Source organism: Stenotrophomonas sp. STEN014 (genome assembly GCF_056760315.1).
This window is the reverse complement of record NZ_JBRREN010000002.1, coordinates 345,658-370,194: the sequence shown is the minus strand read 5'-3', so window position 1 is coordinate 370,194 and position 24,537 is coordinate 345,658. Positions and strand designations below refer to the sequence as shown.

The 24,537-nt window shown below is 66.1% G+C and carries 25 protein-coding genes; 21 read left to right on the top strand and 4 right to left on the bottom strand.

What is annotated here, in order from left to right; translation table 11 throughout:
- Positions 1–108: 108 nt before the first annotated feature.
- The 3 genes from ACVOMC_RS04450 to ACVOMC_RS04440 all read right to left on the bottom strand — a co-directional run bounded on the left by ACVOMC_RS04450 (position 109) and on the right by ACVOMC_RS04440 (position 3,124).
- Entirely contained in the window at positions 109–1,794 is a 1,686-nt protein-coding gene (locus ACVOMC_RS04450) for an amidohydrolase (RefSeq protein WP_481522957.1), read from the bottom strand.
- Between the two features lie 92 nt (positions 1,795–1,886).
- Positions 1,887–2,585, bottom strand: a complete 699-nt coding sequence (locus ACVOMC_RS04445; protein WP_481522956.1) for a glycine zipper 2TM domain-containing protein — start codon at positions 2,583–2,585, stop codon at positions 1,887–1,889.
- A gap of 104 nt (positions 2,586–2,689) precedes the next feature.
- A complete protein-coding gene (locus ACVOMC_RS04440; protein ID WP_057506429.1) occupies positions 2,690–3,124 on the bottom strand; it encodes an OsmC family protein in 435 nt (144 codons plus the stop codon).
- Positions 3,125–3,322: 198 nt separating this feature from the next.
- Here ACVOMC_RS04440 and fusA point away from each other — a divergent pair, with 198 nt between their 5' ends.
- The 4 genes from fusA (at position 3,323) to ACVOMC_RS04420 (ending at position 7,190) form a co-directional block, all read left to right on the top strand.
- The gene (gene fusA / locus ACVOMC_RS04435) at positions 3,323–5,362 is read left to right on the top strand and encodes an elongation factor G (RefSeq protein WP_481522955.1); all 2,040 of its coding nucleotides are present in this window, start codon (positions 3,323–3,325) and stop codon (positions 5,360–5,362) included.
- A gap of 185 nt (positions 5,363–5,547) precedes the next feature.
- Positions 5,548–5,946 (top strand): HU family DNA-binding protein, encoded by a 399-nt coding sequence (locus ACVOMC_RS04430; RefSeq protein ID WP_481523066.1) that lies wholly within the window; start codon positions 5,548–5,550, stop codon positions 5,944–5,946.
- Between the two features lie 193 nt (positions 5,947–6,139).
- Positions 6,140–6,445, top strand: a complete 306-nt coding sequence (locus ACVOMC_RS04425; RefSeq protein ID WP_054658002.1) for a DUF3861 family protein — start codon at positions 6,140–6,142, stop codon at positions 6,443–6,445.
- A gap of 157 nt (positions 6,446–6,602) precedes the next feature.
- Entirely contained in the window at positions 6,603–7,190 is a 588-nt protein-coding gene (locus tag ACVOMC_RS04420; protein ID WP_481522954.1) for a DUF1439 domain-containing protein, read from the top strand.
- A 67-nt stretch (positions 7,191–7,257) separates the two neighbouring features.
- Here ACVOMC_RS04420 and ACVOMC_RS04415 read toward each other — a convergent pair whose 3' ends face one another.
- A complete protein-coding gene (locus ACVOMC_RS04415; protein ID WP_481523065.1) occupies positions 7,258–7,725 on the bottom strand; it encodes an SET domain-containing protein in 468 nt (155 codons plus the stop codon).
- Between the two features lie 178 nt (positions 7,726–7,903).
- Between ACVOMC_RS04415 and ACVOMC_RS04410 the strand changes: the two genes are divergently transcribed.
- From ACVOMC_RS04410 to ACVOMC_RS04330, 17 genes are all read left to right on the top strand, one after another.
- Positions 7,904–8,350, top strand: coding sequence for an SUF system Fe-S cluster assembly regulator (locus tag ACVOMC_RS04410; protein WP_054658006.1), 447 nt, complete (start codon positions 7,904–7,906; stop codon positions 8,348–8,350).
- A 19-nt stretch (positions 8,351–8,369) separates the two neighbouring features.
- Entirely contained in the window at positions 8,370–9,845 is a 1,476-nt protein-coding gene (gene sufB, locus ACVOMC_RS04405; RefSeq protein ID WP_481522953.1) for a Fe-S cluster assembly protein SufB, read from the top strand.
- Entirely contained in the window at positions 9,842–10,252 is a 411-nt protein-coding gene (locus ACVOMC_RS04400) for a lysozyme inhibitor LprI family protein (protein ID WP_481522952.1), read from the top strand. The genes sufB and ACVOMC_RS04400 overlap by 4 nt, the downstream gene beginning before the upstream one ends.
- Before the next feature lie 35 nt (positions 10,253–10,287).
- A complete protein-coding gene (gene sufC / locus ACVOMC_RS04395; RefSeq protein WP_481522951.1) occupies positions 10,288–11,052 on the top strand; it encodes a Fe-S cluster assembly ATPase SufC in 765 nt (254 codons plus the stop codon).
- Positions 11,052–12,314 (top strand): Fe-S cluster assembly protein SufD, encoded by a 1,263-nt coding sequence (sufD, locus tag ACVOMC_RS04390; RefSeq protein WP_481522950.1) that lies wholly within the window; start codon positions 11,052–11,054, stop codon positions 12,312–12,314. Before sufC ends, sufD begins: the two co-directional genes overlap by 1 nt.
- Entirely contained in the window at positions 12,311–13,567 is a 1,257-nt protein-coding gene (locus ACVOMC_RS04385) for a cysteine desulfurase (RefSeq protein WP_481522949.1), read from the top strand. Before sufD ends, ACVOMC_RS04385 begins: the two co-directional genes overlap by 4 nt.
- A gap of 93 nt (positions 13,568–13,660) precedes the next feature.
- Entirely contained in the window at positions 13,661–14,197 is a 537-nt protein-coding gene (locus ACVOMC_RS04380; protein ID WP_481522948.1) for a GNAT family N-acetyltransferase, read from the top strand.
- Positions 14,194–14,526 (top strand): non-heme iron oxygenase ferredoxin subunit, encoded by a 333-nt coding sequence (locus ACVOMC_RS04375; protein WP_054658020.1) that lies wholly within the window; start codon positions 14,194–14,196, stop codon positions 14,524–14,526. The genes ACVOMC_RS04380 and ACVOMC_RS04375 overlap by 4 nt, the downstream gene beginning before the upstream one ends.
- Positions 14,527–14,713: 187 nt before the next feature.
- A complete protein-coding gene (locus ACVOMC_RS04370; protein WP_481522947.1) occupies positions 14,714–15,106 on the top strand; it encodes a hypothetical protein in 393 nt (130 codons plus the stop codon).
- A gap of 130 nt (positions 15,107–15,236) precedes the next feature.
- The gene (locus tag ACVOMC_RS04365) at positions 15,237–17,513 is read left to right on the top strand and encodes a TonB-dependent receptor (RefSeq protein ID WP_481522946.1); all 2,277 of its coding nucleotides are present in this window, start codon (positions 15,237–15,239) and stop codon (positions 17,511–17,513) included.
- A gap of 51 nt (positions 17,514–17,564) precedes the next feature.
- Entirely contained in the window at positions 17,565–18,257 is a 693-nt protein-coding gene (locus ACVOMC_RS04360) for a Fe2+-dependent dioxygenase (RefSeq protein ID WP_481522945.1), read from the top strand.
- Positions 18,242–18,964, top strand: coding sequence for a tetratricopeptide repeat protein (locus ACVOMC_RS04355; RefSeq protein WP_481522944.1), 723 nt, complete (start codon positions 18,242–18,244; stop codon positions 18,962–18,964). The genes ACVOMC_RS04360 and ACVOMC_RS04355 overlap by 16 nt, the downstream gene beginning before the upstream one ends.
- 185 nt (positions 18,965–19,149) lie before the next feature.
- The gene (locus ACVOMC_RS04350) at positions 19,150–19,479 is read left to right on the top strand and encodes a hypothetical protein (protein WP_481522943.1); all 330 of its coding nucleotides are present in this window, start codon (positions 19,150–19,152) and stop codon (positions 19,477–19,479) included.
- 118 nt (positions 19,480–19,597) lie between these two features.
- Positions 19,598–22,015, top strand: coding sequence for a TonB-dependent receptor domain-containing protein (locus ACVOMC_RS04345; RefSeq protein WP_481522942.1), 2,418 nt, complete (start codon positions 19,598–19,600; stop codon positions 22,013–22,015).
- Positions 22,016–22,139: 124 nt separating this feature from the next.
- Positions 22,140–23,219, top strand: a complete 1,080-nt coding sequence (locus tag ACVOMC_RS04340; RefSeq protein WP_481522941.1) for an acyltransferase family protein — start codon at positions 22,140–22,142, stop codon at positions 23,217–23,219.
- A 123-nt stretch (positions 23,220–23,342) separates the two neighbouring features.
- On the top strand, positions 23,343–23,957 hold the full coding sequence (locus tag ACVOMC_RS04335) for a PepSY-associated TM helix domain-containing protein (RefSeq protein WP_057506426.1): 615 nt from the start codon (positions 23,343–23,345) through the stop codon (positions 23,955–23,957).
- A 42-nt stretch (positions 23,958–23,999) separates the two neighbouring features.
- Complete coding sequence (locus ACVOMC_RS04330) at positions 24,000–24,521, top strand: DUF2271 domain-containing protein (protein WP_481522940.1); 522 nt, start codon at positions 24,000–24,002, stop codon at positions 24,519–24,521.
- Positions 24,522–24,537: the final 16 nt, after the last annotated feature.

Sequence of the window (24,537 nt, the reverse complement as noted above, 5' to 3'; positions counted from 1 at the left end):
ACCCGGCGAAGGGGGCCTACGCCACCAACAGGTCCAGCGCGGAAAGCCAACCCGCCCGCGCTCCGCGCAAGGGGATACGCATCGTCCTTGCCGCGCCGCTGCCAGCCGCTAGTCGGCCTGCGCCTGGCCGCTCATGTATACCGGCTCGCCATCGACCCAGGTGGAAAGCACTTTCAGCTCATCAAGCTCGCCGGCCGCCACCGTGAACGGGTCGCGGTCGAGCACCACGAAGTCCGCACGCAGGCCACGCTTCAGCGTTCCGACCTCGGCCTCGTCATGGCCGGCCCAGGCCGCATCGCTGGTGAAACCGCGCACGGCCTCGGCCGCACTCAGGCGCTGCTCCGGCTGCCAGCCACCGGGCGGCTGGCCCTCGCGGTCCTGCCGCGTCACCGCCGCATACAGGCCCAGGCGCGGATCGACCTGTTCGACCGGGAAATCCGAGCCCAGCGCCAGCCGGGCCCCGCTATGCAGGTAACGCTGCCAGGCGTAGGCGCCCTTGATCCGCTCCGGCCCCACGCGCTGCTCGGCCCAGCCCATATCCGAGGTGGCGTGGGTGGGCTGCATCGAGGCGACAACCCCCAGCGGCGCGAAGCGGGCGATGTCCTCCAGCGCCACCACCTGCGCATGCTCGACGCGCCAGCGGTGGTCATCACCCTTGCGCGCGCCCAGCACTTTCTCATAGGTATCGAGCACGATCCGGTTGCCGCGATCACCGATGGCATGGGTGGCCACCTGCACCTTGCAGCCGTCGGCCTTGCGCACCGCCACCTCGAAATCGGCTGGCGAGGTCATCAGCAGGCCGTGGTTGTGCGGATCATCGCTGTAATCGGCCAGCAGCGCGGCGCCACGGCTGCCCAGCGCGCCATCCATGAACAATTTCACGCCACGCATCTGCAGGCGTCCGCCGGCATGCTGATACAGTCCGCTGCGGCACAGATCATCCAGTGCCGCCTGGTTGCCATCGGCGTAGGCATCGATACGCAGTGGCAATCTGCCCTGATCTGCCAGGCGCTTCATCAACGCCAGATCCTCGCGCGACACGCCCATGTCATGCACGCCGGTCAGACCATTGCGGACGGCTTCCTGCATGGCCGCATGCAGCCGTTTCTCGCGCGCGGCCTCGTCCAGCGCCGGGATATGCGCGCTCACCAGCGCGGCGGCGCCATCCACCAGCACGCCCGTCGGCTTGCCGGCCGCATCCCGGACGATGCGCCCGCCGGCCGGCTGCCAGTCCCCGGCCAGCGATTTACCGCCCTCTTCGGCGATGCGCAGCGCGGCGCTGTTGACCCAGCCGGCGTGGCCGTCGACCCGGTCCAGATAGACCGGCCGCTGCGGGAACGCCGCATCCAGATCGGCCACGGTCGGAAAATCGGTGTTGTCCCAGCGGTTCTGGTCCCAGCCTCGGCCCAGCAGCCATTCGCCCGGTGGCAGCGTCTTCTCGAATGCCTTGAGCCGTTCGACCACTTCCGCGCGGCTCTTCGCCCCGGACAGGTCGGCCTGCGCCAAGGTGTTGCCCAGATAGACCAGGTGCGCGTGCGCGTCGATCAGACCGGGCACCACCGTGGCCTCGCCCAGATCGATGCGCGGGGCCTGCGGATACAGCTGCAGCAAGGCATCGGCACTGCCGACATCAAGCACGCGACCGGTATCGCTTTCCCAGGCCATCGCCCCGACCACCGACTGCGCGGGGTCACCGGTGCGGATGGTTTCGGCCACCAGCAGCTTGACCTCGGCACTGGCGGAAAGGACATGCAGACAAGGAAGCAGCAGGGCAACGCAGGCAAGACGACGCATCAGGCAACTCCTGGACAGGATGCGGCGACTATGCAGGCATCACGTCACGCTGACAAACCGCCTGCGGTGTGGAAATCCCGGAGACCTCTGCCTCAGTCGGCGCTGACGTCCACGCGCACGCGGAGGCGCTCGCCCGGGTGGTAGTCGCGACGGGTGTGATATTCGCGGCCGCCATATTCATAGGTGACGTCGTAGCCATCCACGCGCTCGTTCTCGCTGCCGTAGCCCACCGGTTCGCACACGCGCACATCGCCACGCCGGTAGTCCGGACGGTTGCTGGCCTCATAAATCGCCCGTCCGGCTGCGCCGCCGGCGATGGTGCCCACCGCGGTCCCCAGGTAGCGCCCGTCGCCGCCACCGACCCGGCTGCCGAGCACCGCGCCGGCCAGACCGCCGATCACCGTGGCCAGCTGGCGGCCGGTGTCGCCGCCCTGCCGGTACTGTCCGTTGTCATAGCCGCGATCGTAGGAACCGTTGTTGCGGTAGCCGTCATCGCGATAACCCTCGTTGCGATAGCCATTGCCGCCGCCGACATAGCCACCGTCGTTGCGCTCGTAGCAGCGCTCGCCGCGCCCCTGCCCACCACCGACGATGATCGGATCCACGCGCACCACGCGCGCGTAGTCATAGGCGGGTTCATTCCCATCGCGATAGCGGCCCGGACGGTACTGGCCGTCGTCATAGGCCGGATCGGGCCGGTACTGGCCATCGTCGTAGCGCTGTGCGGCAGCATCGAAAGCAGCCACGCTCCCCAGGATCAGGACACCGGCAAAAGACAGCGATCGGAACATGGCAGGACCACTCGGGTTGGGGTCGCCGATGCTCGGCTGCATCGGGTGAGCCGATCCTGAACCGGCCCGGACAGCCGTGCAAGCGGACCGGGCCAGTCCTCCCGTCAGGCGGAAAACTCGGTTTCCAGACTGATCGGCACCGCACTCAAGGCCTTTGAAACCGGACAGTTCTGCTTGGCGTCCTCGGCCAGGGCGCGGAACCGCGCCTCATCGATCCCGGGCACCACGGCTTTCACTTTCAGGCGGATCTGCGACAGCTGCGGTCCGCCCTCCATCGACAGATCGACATCGGCGCGGGTATCCAGCGAGGTCGGCGGAAAGCCGGCTTCACCGAGCTTGGCCGACAGCGCCATGGTGAAGCAGCCGGCATGCGCGGCGGCAATCAGTTCTTCCGGATTGGTGCCTTTTTCATCGCCAAAGCGGCTGTTGAAGGCATACCGGGTGTGGTCCATCAATCCGCTCTGCGGCGTGCTCAGCTGACCTTTGCCGCTCTTGAGATCACCCTCCCAGTGCGCGGTGGCATGACGCGAAATACCCATTGCAACACTCCTGCGTTTGATTGGGCCCCCACCATAGGGCACGGTCCGTTACGGGCTTGTGCGTCGCAACGTGCGGCTCACCACGACCGCGCTACATTGCCCTTCCCGCCATGACCGCCCTGCGAGCACACCGCTCCCGGGTCGCTGCGCACGGGCAGCCATGACGCCCTTCGATCCAGTCTTTTGGAGGAACGGCCCATGTCCTACCGCACACAACAGATCCGCAATGTGGCCCTGGCAGGCCACCCCGGCGCCGGCAAAACCACCCTGTTCGAAGCCCTGCTGCATGCCGGCGGCACCGTGAAGACGGCGGGCAGCATCGAACGTGGCACCACGGTGTCCGACCATGACCCCATCGAGAAGCAGCGCGGCCACTCGATCGACAGCGCACTGGCCAGCATCGACCTGCCGGAGCTGCGCCTGAACCTGATCGACACGCCCGGGTATCCCGAGTTCCGCGGCGCCACACTCTCCGCGCTGGCCGTGGTGGAGACCGCCGCGATCGTGGTGGATGCTACCCGCGGTATCGAGTTCGGTACCCGCCGGCTGATGCACCGGGCCCAGGAGCGCGACCTGTGCCGGGTCATCGTGGTCAACAAGATCGACCAGGACGGCGTGGATTGCGCGCAGCTTCTGCATGCGCTGCGCGAGGAATTCGGCCCGCAGGTATTGCCGCTGAATCTGCCCGCCGATGGCGGTCGCAGCGTGCTGGACTGTTTCCTCCAGCAGGACGGCGACAGCGATGCCGGGCCGGTCGCCGCATGGCATCAGCGCATCCTCGACCAGGTGGTGGAGATCAATGAAACGGTGATGGAGCACTATCTGGACCTGGGCGAAGCCGGGCTGTCCGGCGACGAGCTGCACAACGCCTTCGAACAGTGCCTGCGCGAGGGCCACCTGGTGCCGGTGTGCTTCGTTTCCGCGCGCGAAGGCACCGGATTGCAGGCCCTTCTGGACATCGCCGGCAGGCTGTTCCCCGATCCGGGCGAAGGCAATCCACCGCTGTTCGTCAGCGCCGACGGCGGTGAGATGCCGCAGGTGCAGGCCGACCCGACGGCTCCGGTGGTGGCCAGCGTGTTCCGCATCATCAACGATCCGTTTGTCGGCAAGCTGGGCGTGTTCCGTCTTTACCAGGGCACTATCCATCGCGAGATGAGCCTGTGGGTGGACGATGGCCGCAAACCGGTCAAGATCGCCCACCTGTTCCGTGTACTTGGCAAGGAGCATCTGCCCATAGACGCGGTGGTGGCCGGCGACATTGCGGCCGTCGCCAAGGTCGATGAGCTGCATTACGGCGCGTTGCTGCACGACCTGCATGACCAGCCGCTGCCGCAACTGCGCCCCATCAGCTTTCCCAAAGCGATGTTCGGCCTGGCGATCGCGCCTGCCAGTCGCGGCCAGGAGCAGAAGCTCACCGTGGCGCTGGAACGGCTGGCACAGGAGGATCCGGCGCTGCAGATCGAACAGGCCGGGGAAACCCATGAGACGGTGGTGCGCGGGCTCTCCGATCTGCATCTGCGGATCGTACTGGAGCGTCTGCGCGACCGGCATGGCGTGGAAGTGACCACCCGGCCGCCGCGCATCGCCTATCGCGAGACCATCGGTGCGCCTGCCGAAGGTCATCACCGTCACAAGAAGCAGACCGGTGGCGCCGGCCAGTTCGGCGAGGTGTCGCTGCGCATCGCGCCGTTGCCGCGCGGCAGCGGCTTCGAGTTCGTCGACGAGGTCAAAGGCGGCACTATTCCCGGGCAGTTCATGCCGGCGGTGGAGAAAGGCGTGCGCCAGGTGCTGGAGAGCGGTGCAGTGGCTGGCTTCCCGCTGCAGGACCTGCGCGTCACCGTGCATGACGGCCGCCACCACCCGGTCGACAGCAAGGAGATCGCCTTCGTCACCGCCGCGCGCAAGGCCTTCCTCGATGCGATCGGCAAGGCCGCACCGCAGGTGCTTGAACCGGTGGTTTCGCTGGAAGTGGTGGCGCCCGAAGCGCAGGCCGGCGATATCACCGGCAGCTTGGCGGCCAAGCGCGCACGCATCAATGGCACCGATTCCAGCGCCGGGGAGATCGTCATCCATGCGCAGGTGCCGCTGTCCGAGCTGGAAGGCTATGCGGCCGAGCTCAAGTCCGTGACTGCCGGTCGTGGCCGCTATTCGCTGGATTTCAGCCACTACGAACCGGTGCCGGCAACCGTCCAGCAGCGGCTGATGGCCAGCCACCAGCCGCATCCCGACGAGGACTGAGCCGACGCGAGGGCAGCGCAGCACCGGTGGAAATCGGCAAATCGCAACGCGGCAACTGCGGATTGCCGCGTTTTTTATGGCTTTTTGCGGGTTTGCCTATTGGCGGCACCGGATTCATGCCCTACATTTCGCTTGCCGACGGGGTCGGCATGACCAACAACCAACCGTTCACGGAACAGGAAATCATGGCAAAGACCGCTAAGAAAGCTGCCCCGAAAAAGGTAGTGAAGAAAGTCGCCACCAAGGCCGCAGCCAAGCCGGTTGCACCGAAGCCGATCAAGGAAGCCCTGACCAAGTCCGGTCTGGTTGCCCACATCGCCGAGACCACCAGCCTCGCAGCCAAGGACGTCCGTGCCGTGTTCGCTGCGCTGGAAGGCGCGGTCGCCGCATCGGTCAACAAGAAGGGCGCAGGCAGCTTCACCCTGCCGGGCCTGCTGAAGATCAGCACCGTCAGCGTGCCGGCCAAGCCCAAGCGCAAGGGCATCAACCCGTTCACCAAGGAAGAGCAGTGGTTCGCCGCCAAGCCGGCCACCACCAAGCTGAAGGTGCGTCCGCTCAAGAAGCTCAAGGACGCCGCGCTCTGATCAGGGCGCCCCTTGTGGCGAAACGGACGGGACGGCATTGCCGTCCCGTTTTTTTTGCCGTTGCCACGGGCCTGATGACATTCATGAACTTCCGGCCCGTCCAGTTGGAACACAGCGTCGTGACCCCGGCCCTCGCCCCTGTACCGCCAGCGGCCTATGGTGGGGCTCCTCCCTCTCCGCCCTGATTCCCGCCATGTCCAGTCGCATGCACCGCTACCGCATCACCGTCACGCCGATCGAATCCGATGGCCTGCAGTGCAGTGGACGATGCACCATCGAATTCGAACAGCGCAGTCCACAGAACTGGATGCATCAGCTGGAGGCGGCACAGAGCCAGCGCCAGCTGTCGTGCAATGAAGTGGCCAGCGTGGTGGTGGCCACCGGCTTGCTGGAGAATCTGGCTGGCATCGCCCGTCAGGGTGACAACGTGCTGTCGGCGCTGCATCCGGAGCTGGACGCGCTGCTGGCCAAACTGGCGCAACTGCACGCGACGCGGTAACGCAGGACCTACGTCCGGCTCGGATGTGGCCGTGTGTTGAAGGTGTTCATGGGCGGCATCACGACCGATGCCGGACCGGATCGCGCATCGTCCGCTAATTGCGAGTTCACCTGCAGCGGTTATCGTGGCCGTCCGGACATCCTGTTGCGAGCTCCCCATGCGCTATCGCGCCCTGCTTTTTCCCGCCATCGCCTGCCTCGTCATGGCGGCCACCGCCCACGCCGCGCCGCAGGTGAAGGGACACCAGCTCACCGTTGGTGCCAGTGACGTGCAGCAGTATCTGGACGGCAGCTTCCCGCGCACCCAGAAAGCGCTGGGCGGGCTGCTGGCCCTGGATGTCAGCCAGCCACAGCTGACGCTGCCGGCCGGCAACCGTCTGGACCTGCAGTTCGACCTGGGCATGGCCGCCGCCGGCAGCGCGCGCATGCCGGTAGGCAATGTCCGCATCAGCAGCGGGCTGCGCTACGACGCACAGACCCAGGGCTTCCACCTGGAGCAGCCGACGGTGGACGATTTCCGCCCGGCCATGGCCGGCGCCGAACTGGATGCCAGTACCCGCAGCCTGCTCAACACTTGGCTGGCCGACTACGCGCGCCGCGAGCCGATCTACAAGATCGACCCGGCCATCGCCAAGGTGATGGGCGCGCTGCAGGTCAAATCGGTCGGCATCCAGAACGGTCGCATCGCGGTGGACTTCAACCAGAATCTGGGCAGCCTGGTGCCATCCGGGCTGCTGGGCAACTGAGGCCGACCAGTGCTGGAACAGAAAAAGGCCGCGATGCGGCCTTTTCTTTAACGGCTGGAAACGCGGATCAGCGCTTGGGCTGCAGCATCGTCCCGGTGCACTTCTTCGAGCCGCAGCGGCATTCCCAGATCTTCTTCAGACGCGGGGTATGGCGTTCGGCCAGGGTGATGCCGTAGTTGTAGGTCAGCTCCTCACCCGGCTTGATGTTGCGGATCGCCTCGATGAACACCTTCTCGTCGGCCGGGTCATCGCTGTCGGTTTCCTGGATCACCGCCTCGCAGTTGGGCTCGCAGCTGTGGTTGATCCAGCGCGCATCGTTGCCACCGTGGTTGGCATCGATGACATAGACCTCGTTGAGCGTGAACAGGAAGGTATGGCCGCTTTCCACGTCGCCGGTGTCATCGGCATCGACTTCCTCATGGGTCCGGCGCTTGCCCTTGTACTCGATCACCCGCTCGCCCTTCTTGAGTTCGGCCACGGCGAAAACGCCATTGCCGTGAATGGAGGATTTGCGCGCTTGGATCTTCTTGGGCATGTAGGCGGCCGGAATCATCGATGGGAACCGGGATTCTCGCCCATGCGGGCGCTTCTACCCAAGCACCGCCGCCGCCACAGCCTCGCGCCGTAGCTGAACGGCAAAACTTGGAGGCAGCGCCCGCAAAGCGTACAATTTTGGTCCACATTGCATTTTCCCCGCTGGATCTCCCGCCACGATGCTCCGCGTCACCAAGCTCACCGATTACGCCACCGTCGTGCTGACTGTGCTCGCCGCACAGCCGGCCGAAGTGCTGAGCGCGACCGAGCTGGCCGATGCGGCCGGGCTGGAATCGCCAACCGTCAGCAAGCTGCTCAAACCGCTGGCCCAGGCCGGGCTGGTGGAAGGCCTGCGCGGCGTGCGCGGCGGTTACCGGCTGACCCGCCCTGCAGATCAGATCACGCTGATCGAGATCGTCGAGGCGATGGAAGGCCCGCTGGCCATCACCGAGTGCAGCCAGCACCAGAGCCAGTGCGGCATCGCCGAACAGTGCGGCGTGCGCTCGAACTGGCGACTGATCAACGACGTGGTCGCCGACGCGCTGCGCGGCGTCACCCTGGCGCAGATGCTGCATCCCTTACCGCTTGCCGACCGTCGCCGCATCGCCGTCGACGTCGTCTCCTGAACAACCGTAGGCAGCCCTCATGGCCACCGAAACCATTGAAACCGTCGGCACTGCCGACACTCCCAACCGTGAAATCCACGAGCAGCTCGGCCGCAAGTACGAGGCCGGCTTCGTCACCGACATCGAATCCGATTCGTTCCTGCCGGGCCTGAACGAGGACGTGATCCGTGCCCTGTCGGCCAAGAAGGAAGAGCCGGAGTGGATGACCCAGTGGCGCCTGGAAGCCTACCGCCACTTCCTGACCATGCAGCAGCCGGATTGGGCCAAGCTGCAGATCGGCCCGATCGACCTGCAGGCGCTGAGCTACTACTCCGCACCCAAGGGCCCGAAGTACAAGTCGCTGGACGAGGTGCCCAAGGAACTGCTGGACACCTACGACAAGCTTGGCGTGCCGCTGCACGAACGCGCCAAACTGGCCGGCGTGGCGGTGGATGCGGTGTTCGACTCGGTCTCGGTCGGCACCACCTTCCGCAAGGAGCTGGCCGAGAAGGGCGTGATCTTCTGCTCGATCTCCGAAGCCATCCGTGACTACCCGGAGCTGGTGAAAAAATACCTGGGCACGGTAGTGCCGGTCGGCGACAACTACTTTGCCGCTCTCAACTCGGCGGTGTTCTCCGACGGCAGCTTCGTGTTCGTTCCGGAAGGCGTGCGCAGCCCGATGGAGCTGAGCACCTATTTCCGCATCAACGCCAGCAACACCGGCCAGTTCGAGCGCACCCTGATCATCTGCGAGGACCGCGCCTACGTGTCCTACCTGGAAGGCTGCACGGCGCCGATGCGCGATGAGAACCAGCTGCACGCCGCGGTGGTCGAGCTGGTGGCGCTGGAAGATGCCGAGATCAAGTATTCGACCGTGCAGAACTGGTACCCGGGCGACGAGAACGGCGTCGGCGGCATCTACAACTTCGTCACCAAGCGAGCCGAATGCCGTGGCGCGCGCTCCAAGGTGACCTGGACCCAGGTGGAAACCGGCTCGGCCATCACCTGGAAGTACCCGTCCTGCGTGCTGCTGGGCGACGACTCGGTGGGTGAATTCCACTCGGTGGCGCTGACCCACCACCGCCAGCAGGCCGATACCGGCACCAAGATGATCCACGTCGGCAAGCGCACCAAGAGCAAGATCATCTCCAAGGGCATCAGCGCCGGCCGTGGCCAGAACACCTACCGTGGCCTGGTCAAGGTCGCCGCCGGTGCCGAAGGCGCACGCAACTACACCCAGTGCGACTCGTTGCTGATCGGCAAGAAGTGTGGCGCCCACACCTTCCCCTACATCGAGGTGAAGAACCCCAGCGCCACCGTCGAGCACGAGGCCACCACCTCCAAGATCTCCGACGACCAGCTGTTCTATTGCCGGGCGCGTGGCATCGACCAGGAAAACGCGGTGTCGATGATCGTGGACGGTTTCTGCAAACAGGTATTCCGGGAGTTGCCCATGGAGTTCGCCGTGGAAGCCAAGAAATTGCTGGAAGTCTCGCTGGAAGGATCGGTCGGATGAACCGCCTGACGCTGCTTTTGCTGGCCGTGCTGCCGTTCACCGCTTCCGCCATGGCGCTGGACGGTGCTTGCGACGACGCCGACACCCAGCTGGATCTCAACGAGTGCGTGGCCGCCGATGCCGACGCCGCCGATGCCGAGCTCAACGCTGTGTACCGGCAGGTGATGCAGGAACTGAAGGGTCAACCGGTCGCCATCGAAAAACTGCGCGCTGCCCAGCGCCTGTGGATTGCGCTGCGTGACGCCGATATCGAAGCGCGTTACCCGGTGGGCAAGAACGAGAACCCCCGCGTCCTGTACGGCTCGATGTACCCGATGCTGCACGCCGCAAACAAGGCCGAACTCACCCGCCAGCGCACCCGGTGGCTGCGCGCCACCTTCCTCGATCGCGCCGAAGGCGAGCTCTGATCGCCCCGCACCTACATATTGAAGAACACCCCCTCATGCTGAAGATCGAAAACCTGCACGCCCGCATCGCCGGCAAGGAAATCCTCAAGGGTCTGTCGCTGGAAGTGAAACCCGGTGAGGTGCACGCCATCATGGGCCCCAACGGCGCCGGCAAGTCCACACTGGGCAACGTGCTGTCCGGCCGCGACGGCTATGAAGTGACCGAAGGCGAGGTGCAGTTCGAAGGCGCCGACCTGCTGGAACTGGAACCGGAAGCGCGCGCTGCCGCCGGCCTGTTCCTGGCCTTCCAGTACCCGGTGGAAATCCCCGGCGTCAACAACACCTACTTCCTGCGCGCCGCACTCAATGCCCAGCGCAAGGCCCGGGGCGAGGAAGAGCTGGATTCGATGCAGTTCCTCAAGCTGGTCCGGCAGAAGCTGGCCGTGCTGCATCTGAAGGACGAACTGCTGCACCGCGGTGTCAACGAAGGCTTCTCCGGCGGCGAGAAAAAACGCAACGAGATCTTCCAGCTGGCCGTGCTCGAGCCGAAGCTGGCGATCCTGGATGAAACCGATTCGGGCCTGGACATCGATGCCCTGAAGAGCGTGGCCGACGGCGTCAATGCGCTGCGCAGCCCGGAGCGCTCGTTCGTGGTGATCACCCATTACCAGCGCCTGCTGGACTACATCAAGCCGGACTTCGTGCACGTGCTGAGCGAGGGCCGCATCGTCAAGAGCGGCGGTCCGGAGCTGGCGCTGGAGCTTGAAGCGCACGGCTATGATTTCCTGAAGGACCGCGTGGTCCGCGAGGCGGCCAAGTAATGAGCGTCCTGCTGGATTCCCTGGCCGCCGGCTTCTGTGGCAGCGACGCGCGCCGCGAGGTGCTCGACGCTGCCCTGCAGACCGGTCTGCCCGCTGCCCGCAACGAGGCCTGGAAATACACCTCGCTGCGCCAGCTCGAACGCCGCACCTTCACCCCGGCGCCGCTGCAGGCCCCGGCCATCGATGCCGCGCTGCTGGCCGATATCCCGGCGCCGCGTCTGGTGTTCGTCAACGGCCGCCACAGCGCTGCGCTGAGCGATCTGTCGGCACTGGATGCCGGCGTGCAGGTGCGTACTTTGTCCGCCGTGCAGGACGAAGAGCCCGAAGCCCTGCGCTTCCTCGGCCGCCGCTTCGAGCGCGCCGATGAAGTGTTCGCCCAGCTCAATGCCGCACTGGCCGATGAAGGCGTACTGGTACAGGTGGCCGACGGCATCACCAGCAAGACACCGCTGCACCTGGTATTCGTCAGCGCGGCAGATGGCAGCGATCACGCCTGGCACCACCGCCATCTGATCGAACTACGCCGGGGTGCCGTGTTCGGCCTGGTCGAGCACCACCTGCAGAGCGGTGACAGCGCGCACCTGGACAACACCCTGGTGCATGTCCACATCGCCCAGGATGCGGTGCTCTCGCATGCCCGCGTACAGGCCGACAGCGCGCGCGCGACATCGCTGTTGCGTACCGACGCCTTATTGGCCCGCGATGCGCAGTACCGCCGCATCGATCTGGAGCTGGGCGCCGCGCTGAGCCGGCATGAGCTCAACGTTCGGCTGGAGGGCGACAACGCCAGGTTGACCGCCAACGGCGTGCTGCTGGGCACCGGTCGTCGCCATATCGATACCCGCCTGGGTATCGAGCACATCGCCAAGGACACCCGCGCCGAGCTGGTCTGGCGTGGCGTGGCCGCCAACCGCAGCCGCGTGGTGTTCCACGGCGGTATCAACATCCGCGAGGGCGCCGATGGCACCGACGCCAATCTGTCCAACAAGAACCTGCTGCTCTCGGCCGATGCCGAAATCGATACCCAGCCGACGCTGGTGATCGATGCCGACGAGGTCAAGGCCGCGCACGGCGCCACCGTGGGTCAACTCGATGCCAACGCGCTGTTCTACCTGCGCTCGCGCGGCGTGCCGGCCGAACAGGCGCGCGCCATGCTCAGCGCCGCGTTCTGCCACGAGCCGCTGGCTGCGGTGGAAGGTGCTCTCACCGAAAAGCTGGCCCGCCATCTGGACCAGGTACTGCAACAGGCTGGCATGGCATGAACCTCTCTTCCCCGCGTCCGATCCACCCACCGGCCAGCGCTCCCGACTGGGAACGCGTGCGCAGTGACTTTCCGCTGTTGATGCGCGAGGTCAATGGCAAGCCACTGGTGTATTTCGACAACGCCAACACCGCGCAGAAACCGCTGTCGGTGATCGGCGCGGTGGACGAGTTCTACCGCCGCTACAACGCCAACGTCAGCCGCGCCGTGCATGCGCTGGGCAGCGAGGCGACCGAAGCCTATGAAGGAGCGCGCAGCAAACTGGCGCGCTTCCTCAATGTCCGTATCGACGAGCTGGTGCTGTGCAGTGGCACCACCTTCGCGATCAACCTGGTCGCCTATTCGTGGGCATTGCCACGATTGAAGACGGGCGACGTGATCCTGGTCTCGCGCATGGAGCACCACGCCAACATCGTGCCGTGGCAGCTGATCGCACAACGCACCGGCGCCAGCATCCGCGTGGCCGAGATCAGTCCCGACGGCAGCCTCGACCTGGATGCGTTGCATACGGCGATGACCCCGGAAGTGAAGCTGCTGGCGGTAACGCATGTCTCCAACGTGCTGGGCACAATCAACCCGGTCCGTGAGATCTGCCGCGAAGCCCGCAAGCGCGGCATCGTCACCGTGGTGGACGGCTCGCAGGCCGCACCGCACATGCCGGTGGATGTGGCGGCCATCGGTTGCGACTTCTACGCGATCACCGGCCACAAGATGTGCGGCCCGACCGGAACCGGTGCGCTGTGGGCGCGCCGCGAGCTGCTGCAGGAAATGCCGCCATTCCTGGGGGGCGGTGAGATGATCAAGGAAGTCAGATTCGACGGCACCGTGTTCAACGACGGCCCGCAGAAATTCGAGGCCGGCACGCCGAACATCGCCGGCTTCGTCGGCCTGGGTGTCGCCGTGGATTACCTGGAGACCCTGGGTCGCGCGCATATCGATGCGCGCGAGCAGGAGTTGCTGGCCCATTTCACCGAAGAGCTGCAACGGATCGAAGGCGTGCGCATCTTCGGTACCGCGCCACGCAAGGCCGCCGTGGTGTCCTTCCAGATCGAAGGCGCGCATGCGCACGATCTGGCCACACTGCTCGACCTGCAGGGCGTGGCAGTGCGTTCGGGCCAGCACTGCGCGCATCCGCTGCTGCAGTACTTTGGCGTCGCCGCCACGTGCCGCGCCTCGCTTGCGTTCTACAACACGCACGAGGAAATCGAGGCATTCATGGCCGCGCTGAAGAAGGTCCGCACCCTGCTGGGCTGAAACCGCCGCTGCGCAGGTAAAGCCCGCGCAATACAGCTCCGCGCAACCCGCCTGCGCAACCCGCTCGCGCACCTCGGCCGTTAGAATGAGGGCATGAACGCACTCACTTTCCGCACGGCCACTGCGGCCGATATTCCTGACCTGATCGAACTGGTCACCTCGGCCTATCGCGGCGATGCCTCGCGTGCAGGCTGGACCACCGAAGCCGATCTGCTGGACGGCCAGCGGGTGGACGCGGCCGGTATCGCCGCCGACATCCAACGCCCGCGCAGCGTGATCCTGCTGGCCGAGCGTGACGGTGTACTGCAGGCCTGCTGTCATATCGCCGACGAGGAGGGGCATGGCTACTTCGGCATGTTCGCCGTCAGCCCGCAGGCACAGGGCGGCGGCGTGGGCAAACAGCTCATGCAGCACGCCGAACACTTTGTGGCCGGGCAATGGCATCTGCCGACCATGCAGATGACGGTGATCGACTGTCGTGACGAGCTGATCGCCTTCTACGAACGCCGGGGTTACGCGCGCACCGGCATCAAGAAGCCGTTCCCGTACGGCGATGAGCGTTTCGGCATCCCCAAGCGGGACGACCTGCAATTCGAAATCCTGGAAAAGCCCCTGGGAGCTGCGGTATGAGCCAGACCTGGACCTTCATCTGCGCCAGCGAAGAGCTGCTGCCGGGCGAAATGAAGACCGCCTTCGACGAAGTCACCGGCGCGCCCATTGTCGTGTTCAACCTGGATGGCGAGCTGTTCGCGCTGGAAGACCAGTGCACCCATGAAGAATTCGAACTGTCTTCGGGCTGCATCGATACGACCGAGGGCAGCATCGAGTGTGTGCTGCATGGGGCCCGGTTCGACATCCGCGACGGTCGCGCGCTGTGCGCCCCGGCCTACACCCCGGTGCCGAAATTCCCGGTCAAGCGCGAACACGGCGGCATCTGGTCGCGCGACGACCGCGACTGACGCGCGGGCACACTTTTCGCCCGTCGTTGTCTTGAGTGGCGCAAGACCGGGCGTGCGATTAAACGGATTGCAAACGCAAACAATTCTCAATAAGATGCGCATCTGTCGCAGTTCGCGATGATTCCGCGCCCGCCCCCACTCCGTGCTTTGCCTGAGCCACATGGCTGTTGTTTTCGGCGCCGTCTTCATGCGGCGCTGGCTGGCATGGGCCGGAGCGCTGCTGGTAATGGCACTGGCGGCTGCGCTGCTGCCGCCTTCCGTCGTCCCCGAGGTATCCGGCCCGGCAACGGGCGATGTCATCGCCTCGCTGCAACTGCCCGACGGGCAGTTGCCGGACAAACTGCCGGTCGCCGCCATGGCGCCGGGCGAGGCCGGACTGGATGCTTTGCGTGCCCCGGGCCAGCGCCCGCGGCCCACCCCGCCGGCTGATCCCACCGCATTCCAGCGCCGCCTCAAAGAGGTGTTGCATGCGGCCGCAACCGAAACCGGCGTCCGGCACGCGCAGCGTCGCCTCCAGGCCTATCCGCTGGATCCCCCTCTGCGCCTGCTCAATCCCGGCAACGCCCCACCGCGGGCCTGAGCCGTCTGCTGCTGCCCGCCATCCTGGCCGGGTGCGCCCCGTTGCTGTCGCGCTTTCCGATCTGAACCGCCTCGCCCCTGCCGTTGCTCCGCCAGGCTGTCTGCCGTTTTTCCCTTTTTAGAGCCCCTCCATGAATCCGATGCGTACCCCGTTGACCTCCGCCCTGCTGCTCGCCATCGGCAGCCCGCTTGTCGCCCACGCCGCGCCCGAGGGCGCCGCCGATGCCGACCAGCGCAAAGCCACCGATCTGGATGGGGTCCACGTCCGCGGCAGCTGGTTCAACCCGTCCTCGCCGAAGTTCACCGCCGAACTGCTGGACACCCCCAAGTCGGTGACCATCGTCTCGGAGAAGCTGATCGCCGAAACCGGCGCGACCAGCCTGCAGGACGCACTGCGTATGGTCCCGGGCATCACCTTCGGCGCCGGCGAAGGCGGCAACCCGACCGGCGACCGGCCTTTCATCCGCGGCTTCGATTCGCAGAGCAACATCTTTGTCGACGGCCTGCGGGACGTCGGTTCGCAGACCCGAGAGATCTTCGACCTGGAGCAGGTCGAAGTGGTCAAGGGCCCGAGCTCGGCCTACGGCGGCCGTGATTCCGGTGGCGGCAGCCTCAACCTGGTCAGCAAGACCCCGAAGCTGAAGAACGAAACCAGCGCCAGCATGGGCGTGGGTACCGACCGCTACGCCCGCGGCACCGTGGATGCGAACTATGTGCTCGGCGACGGCGTGGCAGCGCGCCTGAACCTGATGAAGCACGAGTCGGATATCGCCGGCCGTGATGCGGCCAATGTCAGCCGCTGGGGCATCGCGCCATCGATCGCGTTCGGCCTGAACGGGCCGGCGCAGGTGATCGCCAGCCACTACCACATGGAAACCGACGACCTGCCCGATGCCGGCGGCTTCCCGTACAGCAATCCGTTCGCCAGCGGCCCGAATGTCGCGCTCAATGGCGACGGCAGCCCGCTGGTGCCGGACCGCAACAACTACTACGGTCTGAAGGACCGCGACTTCCAGCGCACCCGTGCCGACATCAGCACGCTGGACGCCAGCTACGACCTCGGCGGCCACAAGCTGCGCAACATTGCGCGCCTGGGCAACACCAGCAACGACTACCTGTGGACCCAGCCGGACGACAGCAAGGGCAATCCCAATCTGTACGGCACGCTGTGGCGCCGCACCAACAGCCGCGCGGTCGATGTGAAAAGCTTCGTCGACCAGCTGAGCCTGACCGGCCGCTTCGAAACCGGCGCGTTGCAGCACAGCTACAGCGCCGGCGTCGAGTACAGCGACGAGAAGATCAGCCGCGGCAGCTACCTGATGTCACCGGGCACCAACAACCCGCTGACCAATGGCACCAGTTGCCCGAGCACCGGCGCGGCCACCGGTTACAACTGCACAGACTTCAACAATCCCAATCCGAAAGATCCGTGGTCGGTGGGCCAGACGGTCTACCGCAGCGACAAGGCGGCCGACGTCCGCCAGACCACCAAGACCCGCTCCACCTACCTGTTCGACACCATCGAATTGAACCCGCAGTGGTCGGTCAATCTGGGCCTGCGCTACGACGACTACTCCACCGAGCAGGTCACGCCGGTGCCGGGTGCGGCGGCAACGGTATTCCGCAATGACAGCGACTTCATCAACTACCAGGCCGGCGTCGTGTTCAAGCCGGTGGCCAACGGCAGCCTCTACCTGTCCTACGGCACCTCCTCCACGCCGCCGGGCATGGACGGTGGCGACGGCGCCGATGGCATCTCTCTCGCCAATGAGGACCTGGATCCGCAGCAGACCCGGAGCGTCGAGCTCGGCACGAAGTGGGACCTGTTCGGCAATCGCTTGAACCTGACCGCCGCGATCTTCCACACCGAGTTGAACAATGCCCGCGTCCTCATCGACAACGGCACCACGCAGAACGCGGGCAAGAAGGTCATCGACGGCTTCGAGCTGGGCTTCACCGGACAGCTCAGCGACAACTGGAGCCTGTACGGCGGCTACACCTGGCTGGATTCGGAGTTGAAGGATGGCGGCTACGTCTGCGCCGTGGCCGGCCGCACCTGCCCCAGCGGCATCTACGTGCCCTCGCCGAACAACGGCAACGTGTTCCCGAACACCGCCAGGCACAGCGCCACCCTGTGGACCAGCTACACGCTGCCCTTCGGCCTGACCCTGGGCACCGGCGCCAGCTACTCGGACAAGCAGTACGGTGATGTGGCCAATACCAAGTGGATCCCGAGCTACACCCGCTGGGATGCGATGGCCAGCTACGCCATCCAGGACAACATCAGCCTGCAGTTGAACGTGCAGAACCTCACCGATAAGACCTATTTCACCAAGGCGTATGCCTCGCACTACGCGGCCATCGCCCCGGGCCGCGCCGCGACGCTGGCCCTGAATGTGAAGTTCTGATTCCCCTCGCCCCCGGCCGCCTGCCGGGGGCTTCGTCCACAAGGCAATCCGATGCTGCTGCACATCCCCGACGTACTCACCCGCGACCAGGTCGCCCAGGCGCGCCAGCGCCTGCACGAAGCGGGCTGGGCCGATGGCAAGTCCACCGCCGGCTACCAGTCGGCGCAGGCCAAGCAGAACCTGCAGCTGCCCGAATCGGACCCGGCCGCACGGGCGCTGGGCTCGCTGATCCTCGATGCCCTGGGCCGCAACGACACGTTCTTTGCCGCCGCGTTGCCACGCCGCATCTATCCGCCGCTGTTCAACTGCTATCGCGAAGGCCAGACCTTCGGCTTCCACGTCGACAACGCCGTCCGCTACGACCACATCAGCCGCGCGGGGGATCCGCAGCCGGTGCGTACCGATCTGTCGGCCACCTTGTTCCTGTCCGATCCGGACGAGTACGAAGGCGGCGAGCTGGTCATCGAGGACACCTACGGCAACCAGCGGGTGAAGCTGCCGGCCGGGCATATGGCGCTGTACCCGGGCACCAGCCTGCACCAGGTCACCCCGGTGACCCGCGGCGCACGCATCGCCTCGTTCTTCTGGACCCAGAGCATGGTCCGCGACGACGGCCACCGCCGCCTGCTGTGGGAGCTGGATCTGTCGATCCGGCGGCTGACCCACGACCATCCGCAGCACCCCTCGCTGGTCAGCCTGACCGGCGTGTATCACAACCTGCTGCGGCAATGGGCCGAGGCGTGAGCGCAGCCGGACAGGACCTGCAGGCACTGCTGCTGCAGCTGCCCGGCAACCCGGCGGCGGTCATGGCCGAACTGGAGCGGCGCGCGCAGGATGGCGAGGTACTGGCCCAGTTCGTACTCGGCCAGGCCTGCATGGAAGGCCGCGCCCGCCCGGTCGATACCGGCGCCGGCATGGCCTGGTTCGAACGTTCCGCCAACGGTGGCCTGCCGCTGGCGATGAACATGCTCGGGCGCTGCCACGAGTTGGGCCAGGGCACGCCGGTGAATCTCGAACTGGCCGCGGTCTGGTATCGGCGGGCAGCGGACAGCGGGCTGGACTGGGGCATGTACAACCTGGCCAACCTGCTGGCCACCGGCCGTGGAGTCGGCAAAGACGAAGCCGCCGCCTACGCGCTGTACCGGCATGCGGCCGAAAGCGGCCACGCCAAAGCGATGAACCTGGTCGGCCGCTGCCTCGAAGAAGGCATCGGTGTGATCGCGGATCCGGTCGCCGCACCGGACTGGTACCGCCGTTCGGCCGAAGCGGGCGACTTCCGCGGCCAGGCCAGTCACGCCTCGCTGCTGCTGGCCGCCGGCCACATCGACGAGGCCGCCGATTGGCTGCGCAAAGCTCTGCCGCAGGGAAGCCCGTCGTTTCTCGCACAGATCCTGCCGCAGCTGGCGGTATCCCCGCATCCGCAGATCCGGACCCTGTTGGCGTCCATTTAAGTCGCAGCAATTGATATCAATTCTCATTTGCATAAGTAAACGAATCCCATCTACAATGCCGCACCGCAAACGCCAGTGCCCCGCGCCGGCCATGCAATCAAGGGATTCCCGTGCAGCATCCGCAAATCCAGCCGCCCCCGACCTCCATACACGTAGCCGCGCGCGTGTCGATGGCGGCATCCGGCATGCTGCTTCTGTTGGCGTTGTTGGCCTTGCTGCTGCAGGACACCCCGCGCCGGTCGGTTGCCAGTGGCGCTGACAGCGTTACGTCCATCACCGGCGCACCACCGGCCGGTGACGAGAACCAGCTGCAGGAAAGCCAACCGGCCAAGTTGCGCCGCGTGGTCAAACCGCATGCGATGCCGGCCGCGCTGAGCGGGTCCACCGGCCAGGTGCTGGCGTGCTTGAACGCCGCCGTTGCGGCGCGCTCGTTGATCCCCGCCTCAATCATGGACGTCGCCCGCCCGTCACCGGGGCGCCGGCAACAGCGCGGTCAGGCGCCTCCGCAGGTCTGACCGGTCCTCTACGGATCGACGCCGCCGTCTCACCCTCCTTCCCCGCATCACCCGGCGCATGCACTACCTGCCTGCGACTGCGCAGTGCGCCCCGCTTTCCGAAATCCGAGGTCCCTCCATGGCTCTGCGCCATCGCCGTTCCGTGTCCGTTCCCCGCCACCTGCTCGGCCTCGCCGTGCTCGCCGTCCTCAGTGCTACCGCACACGCCAGCGGCAGCGGCGCGCCCACCACGCTGGACAAGGTGGTCGTCACCGCTACCGGCTTCGAGCAGAAGATTCCCGAAGCACCGGCCAGTATCAGCCTGATCTCGCGCGAGGAGCTCGCCCAGCGCCCCTACACCAGCCTGATCGATGCGCTGCGTGACGTCGAAGGCATCGACGTGGGCATGGAAACCACCGACAAGAACGGCCGTGCCACCATTTCCATGCGCGGCATGCCATCGGAGTACACACTGGTGTTGATCGACGGCCGCCGCCAGAGCAACGTCGGCAGCCTGTACCCGAACAACTTCGGTGGCGGCCAGTTCTCCTATCTGCCGCCGCTGGATGCGATCGAGCGCATCGAAGTGGTGCGAGGCCCGATGTCGACCCTGTACGGTGCCGATGCGATGGGCGGGGTGATCAACATCATCACCCGCCGCAACCAGGACCAGTGGCAGGGCTCGATCACCCAGGGCTTCACCGTCCAGCAGGAAAAAGAGTTCGGCGACGCACGCACCACCGACCTGTATCTGACCGGGCCGCTGGTCAAGGACACCCTGGGCGTGGCCATCCGCGGCAGCTACTACGATGCCGACGAGTCGATGCCCGAGTGGGACGCGCTGCCACTGCCGGATGGCTCGATGTGGGAGCGCAGTCTCGGCTTTGGCGGCGGTGGCAAGGCGGTGGCCAACACCAACTGGAACACCGGTATCCGCCTGAACCTGACCGCGTTCGAGAACAACGCGTTCTGGCTGGACTACGACGTCTCGCGCCAGAAGTACGACAACCGCAAGGGCCAGACCGGCACGCTGGACAGCCTGGAAAGCTTGTGGCGCAGCGGCACGGCGACCATTCCCAATCCCAACGGCAGCGGCACCCTCAGCCGCCGCGTGGTGCAGCCGCGTGTGGGCTATACCGCCTGGCAGCGCTACGAGCGTGACCAGCTGGCGCTGACCCACCAGGGCCGCTACGAGTTCGGCACCTGGCAGAGCAGCCTGACCCGCCACACCACCAGCAACCTTGGCCGCTCGCTGCCGCTGACGCTGGATGAGCGCGCGCAACTGCAGGGGTTGTGGAACGATGTCTGCGCGCGTCGCGGTCAGGCCGCCCACTGCAACATGACCTCCGGCAACCTGAGCGTGCTCAACGCCGATGAGCTGGCCCGCCTCGGCAGCTTTCTGCCGCGGCCGCTGCGCACCATGGAGCTGGAAGGCCATGTGCTCGACACCAAGCTGGACATGTCACTGGGCAACCACCAGCTCGCTGTCGGCGGCCAGTACAACGACACCGACATGACCGATGGCGTGTTCGGCATGGATGGCGGCGGCTACAAGGACAACGTCAAGCAGAAACACCGGATGTGGTCGGTGTTCGCCGAGGACAACTGGGCACTGACCGACACCCTGACCGCCACGCTGGGTGTGCGTTACGACGACCACAACATCTTCGGCAGCCACCTCAGCCCGCGCGCCTATCTGGTGTGGGAAGCCGGCGACGCCTGGACGCTCAAAGGGGGCATCAGCACCGGCTACAAGACCCCGCGCCCGGACCAGCTGTTCCCCGGCGTGGTCGGTTTCGGCGGCCAGGGCGTGATCCCGCAGGTCGGCTCACCGCACCTCAAGCCCGAAACCAGCACCAACTACGAAGTCGCCGTCTATTACGAAGGACAACGCTGGAACTTCAATGCCACCGCGTTCTTCAACAAGTTCGACGACAAGATCGCCAGTGGCGGCACCTTCGCCAACTGCGAGGTGGCAGCGGCCGACGGCAGCTACTGCGTGGATGTCGGCCCGGGTTGGGCGGCGCTGGGCTACAGCGCCTTCACCCAGAGCGTGAACATCGACAAGGCCGAGACCCGCGGCGTCGAACTGGCCGGTCAGATCGACCTGCTGGACACGCTGCAGCTGCGCGGCAACTACACCTTCACCCAAAGCGAGCAGACCAGCGGCAGCGCCAAGGGCCAGCCGATCTCGGGCAACCCGGCCAAGCACATGGCCAACGCCAATCTCACCTGGCAGGCCAGCGACCGCCTGAGCCTGAGCCTGATCGGCGAAGGCCGCTACGACCGCTATCGCGACACCCTGGTCTCCAGCGTCGGCGGCGTCAGCAGCTCCACCGTGCGCTACTACGCCGACTACACCACGTTCCATCTCGGCGCCAGCTGGAAGGCGAACGGCTGGCTGACCGTCAACGGCCGCATCAACAACCTGTTCGACAAGGACTTCGTCTCCCAGTCCTGCGTGCTGGCCTCCGATACCGAGTACAGCTGCGTGGACGACTATGCGGTGAAGGAACAGAGTCGCAGCTTCTGGATCTCGCTCAACGCCCGCTTCTGACACTGCCGGTGCAACCGAACAAAAGCCCGCCCTTGAGGCGGGCTTTTGCTTTTTGCGCCCGCTTCCCCGCACCATGCGCGGCCGCAGTTCCACAACCACCAACCGCCCACTGCAGATCCCGCGCATGACCAGACCGGCCACGTTCTTCTCCATCCAGGCGCTGCGCGGTATCGCCGCACTGATGGTGGTGCTGTTCCACCTGCGCATCGTCGAGGGCAAGTATGGCCAGGACGGCAACCTGCTCGGCGCGATGTTCGCCTACGCCGACAGCGGCGTGGACCTGTTCTTCGTGCTGTCCGGCTTCGTGATGACCAGCATCGCCGCCGGCAGCTACGGCTCGCCCCGCAATGCCGGCGACTTCCTCGCCCGCCGTGGCTGGCGCGTGCTGCCGTTGTACTGGTTCTACACCACGCTGGTCGTGGCCCTGATGCTGCTGATGCCGGGCATGGCCAACAGTGCCTACCAGGACCAGAGCATCCTCGCCTCCTATCTGCTGTGGCCGCAGGCGCAGCTGCCGCTGCTGACCGTGGGCTGGACACTGATCCACGAGACGTTCTTCTACCTGCTGATGGCGGCAGCGATCGCGTTCGCGCGAGAACGGCAATTGCCGTGGCTGTTGCTGGGCTGGGCGGCGGCGACCCTGCTGGCCCACGGCATGTTGGGCGCCAGCATCGCGCCCTGGGCCGCCGTCGCGTCCAGCCCGTTGAGTCTGGAGTTCATCGCCGGTGGATTGATCGGGCTGTACTGGCGCCGTCTGCCGGCCGGCTTCGCGCTGCCGCTGCTGTTGGGCGGTGCTGTCCTGCTGGTCGCGGCGATGCTGCACCTGGCCGCGGCTTATCCCGAACATCCGCCGGTACTGCGCCGGGCACTGCTCTTCGGCGTTCCGGCCGCGTTGCTGGTGCTCGGTGCGGTGCGCTGGGAGCATGCACGCCAGCCACGGCTGCCGGCCTTGCTGCTGGCAGTTGGCGACAGCTCCTATTCGCTGTACCTGAGCCATGTGTTCGTGATCTCGGCAACCGGCCGCCTGTGGCAGGCCAGCGGTTTGAACCATGCGCCGTGGCAGCATGCGCTGTTCATCGCGCTGACGGTGGTGGTCGGCGTCATCGCCGGCTGGCTGTCGTGGAGATGGCTGGAGCTGCCGCTGCACCGCTGGACCCGCGCACGCAAGCCTTCGGCACGCACGCTGCAGGCCGCACAGGAATAAGCGGTACGCACCGGGACAGCGGAAAATACAAATTGCGAATCATTCTCATTCATGGTGTAATCCGGGCTTCCTGATCCCCACCCGCCACGCCCCTTGTCTTCCGAACGCGCTTCCGCCACCGCTGTGCAGCAACAGGCCAACCGCGGCTTCTGGTTGCGCACCTTGCACCAGTGGCACTGGATCAGTTCGGCGGTGTGCCTGATCGGCATGCTGCTGTTCTCCCTCACCGGCATCACCTTGAACCACGCCTCGAAGATCGAGGCCACCCCGCAGGTGCACAACCACAAGCTCGAACTGTCCGCGCCGCTGCTCGAAGCGCTGGGCGCGCGCGAGGAGGGCAATGCGCCGTTGCCGGGCAAGGTCGCCGACTGGCTGTCGCGCGAGCTGGATGTCTCCCTGGGCAAGCGCGAGGCCGAGTGGTCGGCCGAAGAGATCTACCTGTCCATGCCCGGCCCCGGCAGCGATGCCTGGCTGAGCATCGACCGCGAAACCGGCGCGGTGGAGTTCGAGAAAACCCGCCGCGGCTGGATTTCCTATTTCAACGACCTGCACAAGGGCCGCAATGCCGGCCCGGGCTGGGGCTGGTTCCTGGATCTGTTCGCGGTGGCCTGCCTGGTGTTCTGCATCACCGGCCTGTTCCTGCTGCATCTGCATGCGCGGCAGCGGCGCATGACCTGGCCGCTGGTCGGGCTGGGCCTGCTGATCCCGCTGCTGATCGCCCTGCTCCTGATCCATTGATCCCGCTCTCCCCTTGAACGCATCCCTCCCCGGAGTCGCAACATGCGCGTCACCCTGACCATCGCCCTGAGTGGCCTGATCGCCACCGCTCCGGCCGCCTACGCCGCCAGCCTCGACGTCAACGTCGAAGTGCCCAAGCTCAACGTGGCCGAATACCACCGCCCGTATGTGGCGGTGTGGATCGAAGGCGCCGACCAGAAGGTCGCCGCCAACCTGTCGGTCTGGTACCAGCTCAAGGACACCGCCGAGGGCCACGGCACCAAGTGGCTGCCGGACCTGCGCCAGTGGTGGCGCAAGAGCGGCCGCACCCTGCAGGTGCCGGTGGATGGCGTGACCGGCCCGACCCGCCCGGTCGGCAAACACCAGCTCAGCTTCAGCGACCGCCAGCCGCAACTGCGCGACCTGCCCGCCGGCCAGTACACGCTGGTGGTGGAAGCCGCACGCGAGGTGGGTGGCCGCGAGCTGGTCAAGATTCCCTTCAGCTGGCCAGCGCGCAGTGTGCAGAACGGCCGTGCCCAGGGCACCACCGAGCTGGGCGCCGTCACCCTTGCCGTCAAACCCTGATTCGCCCTACTACCGG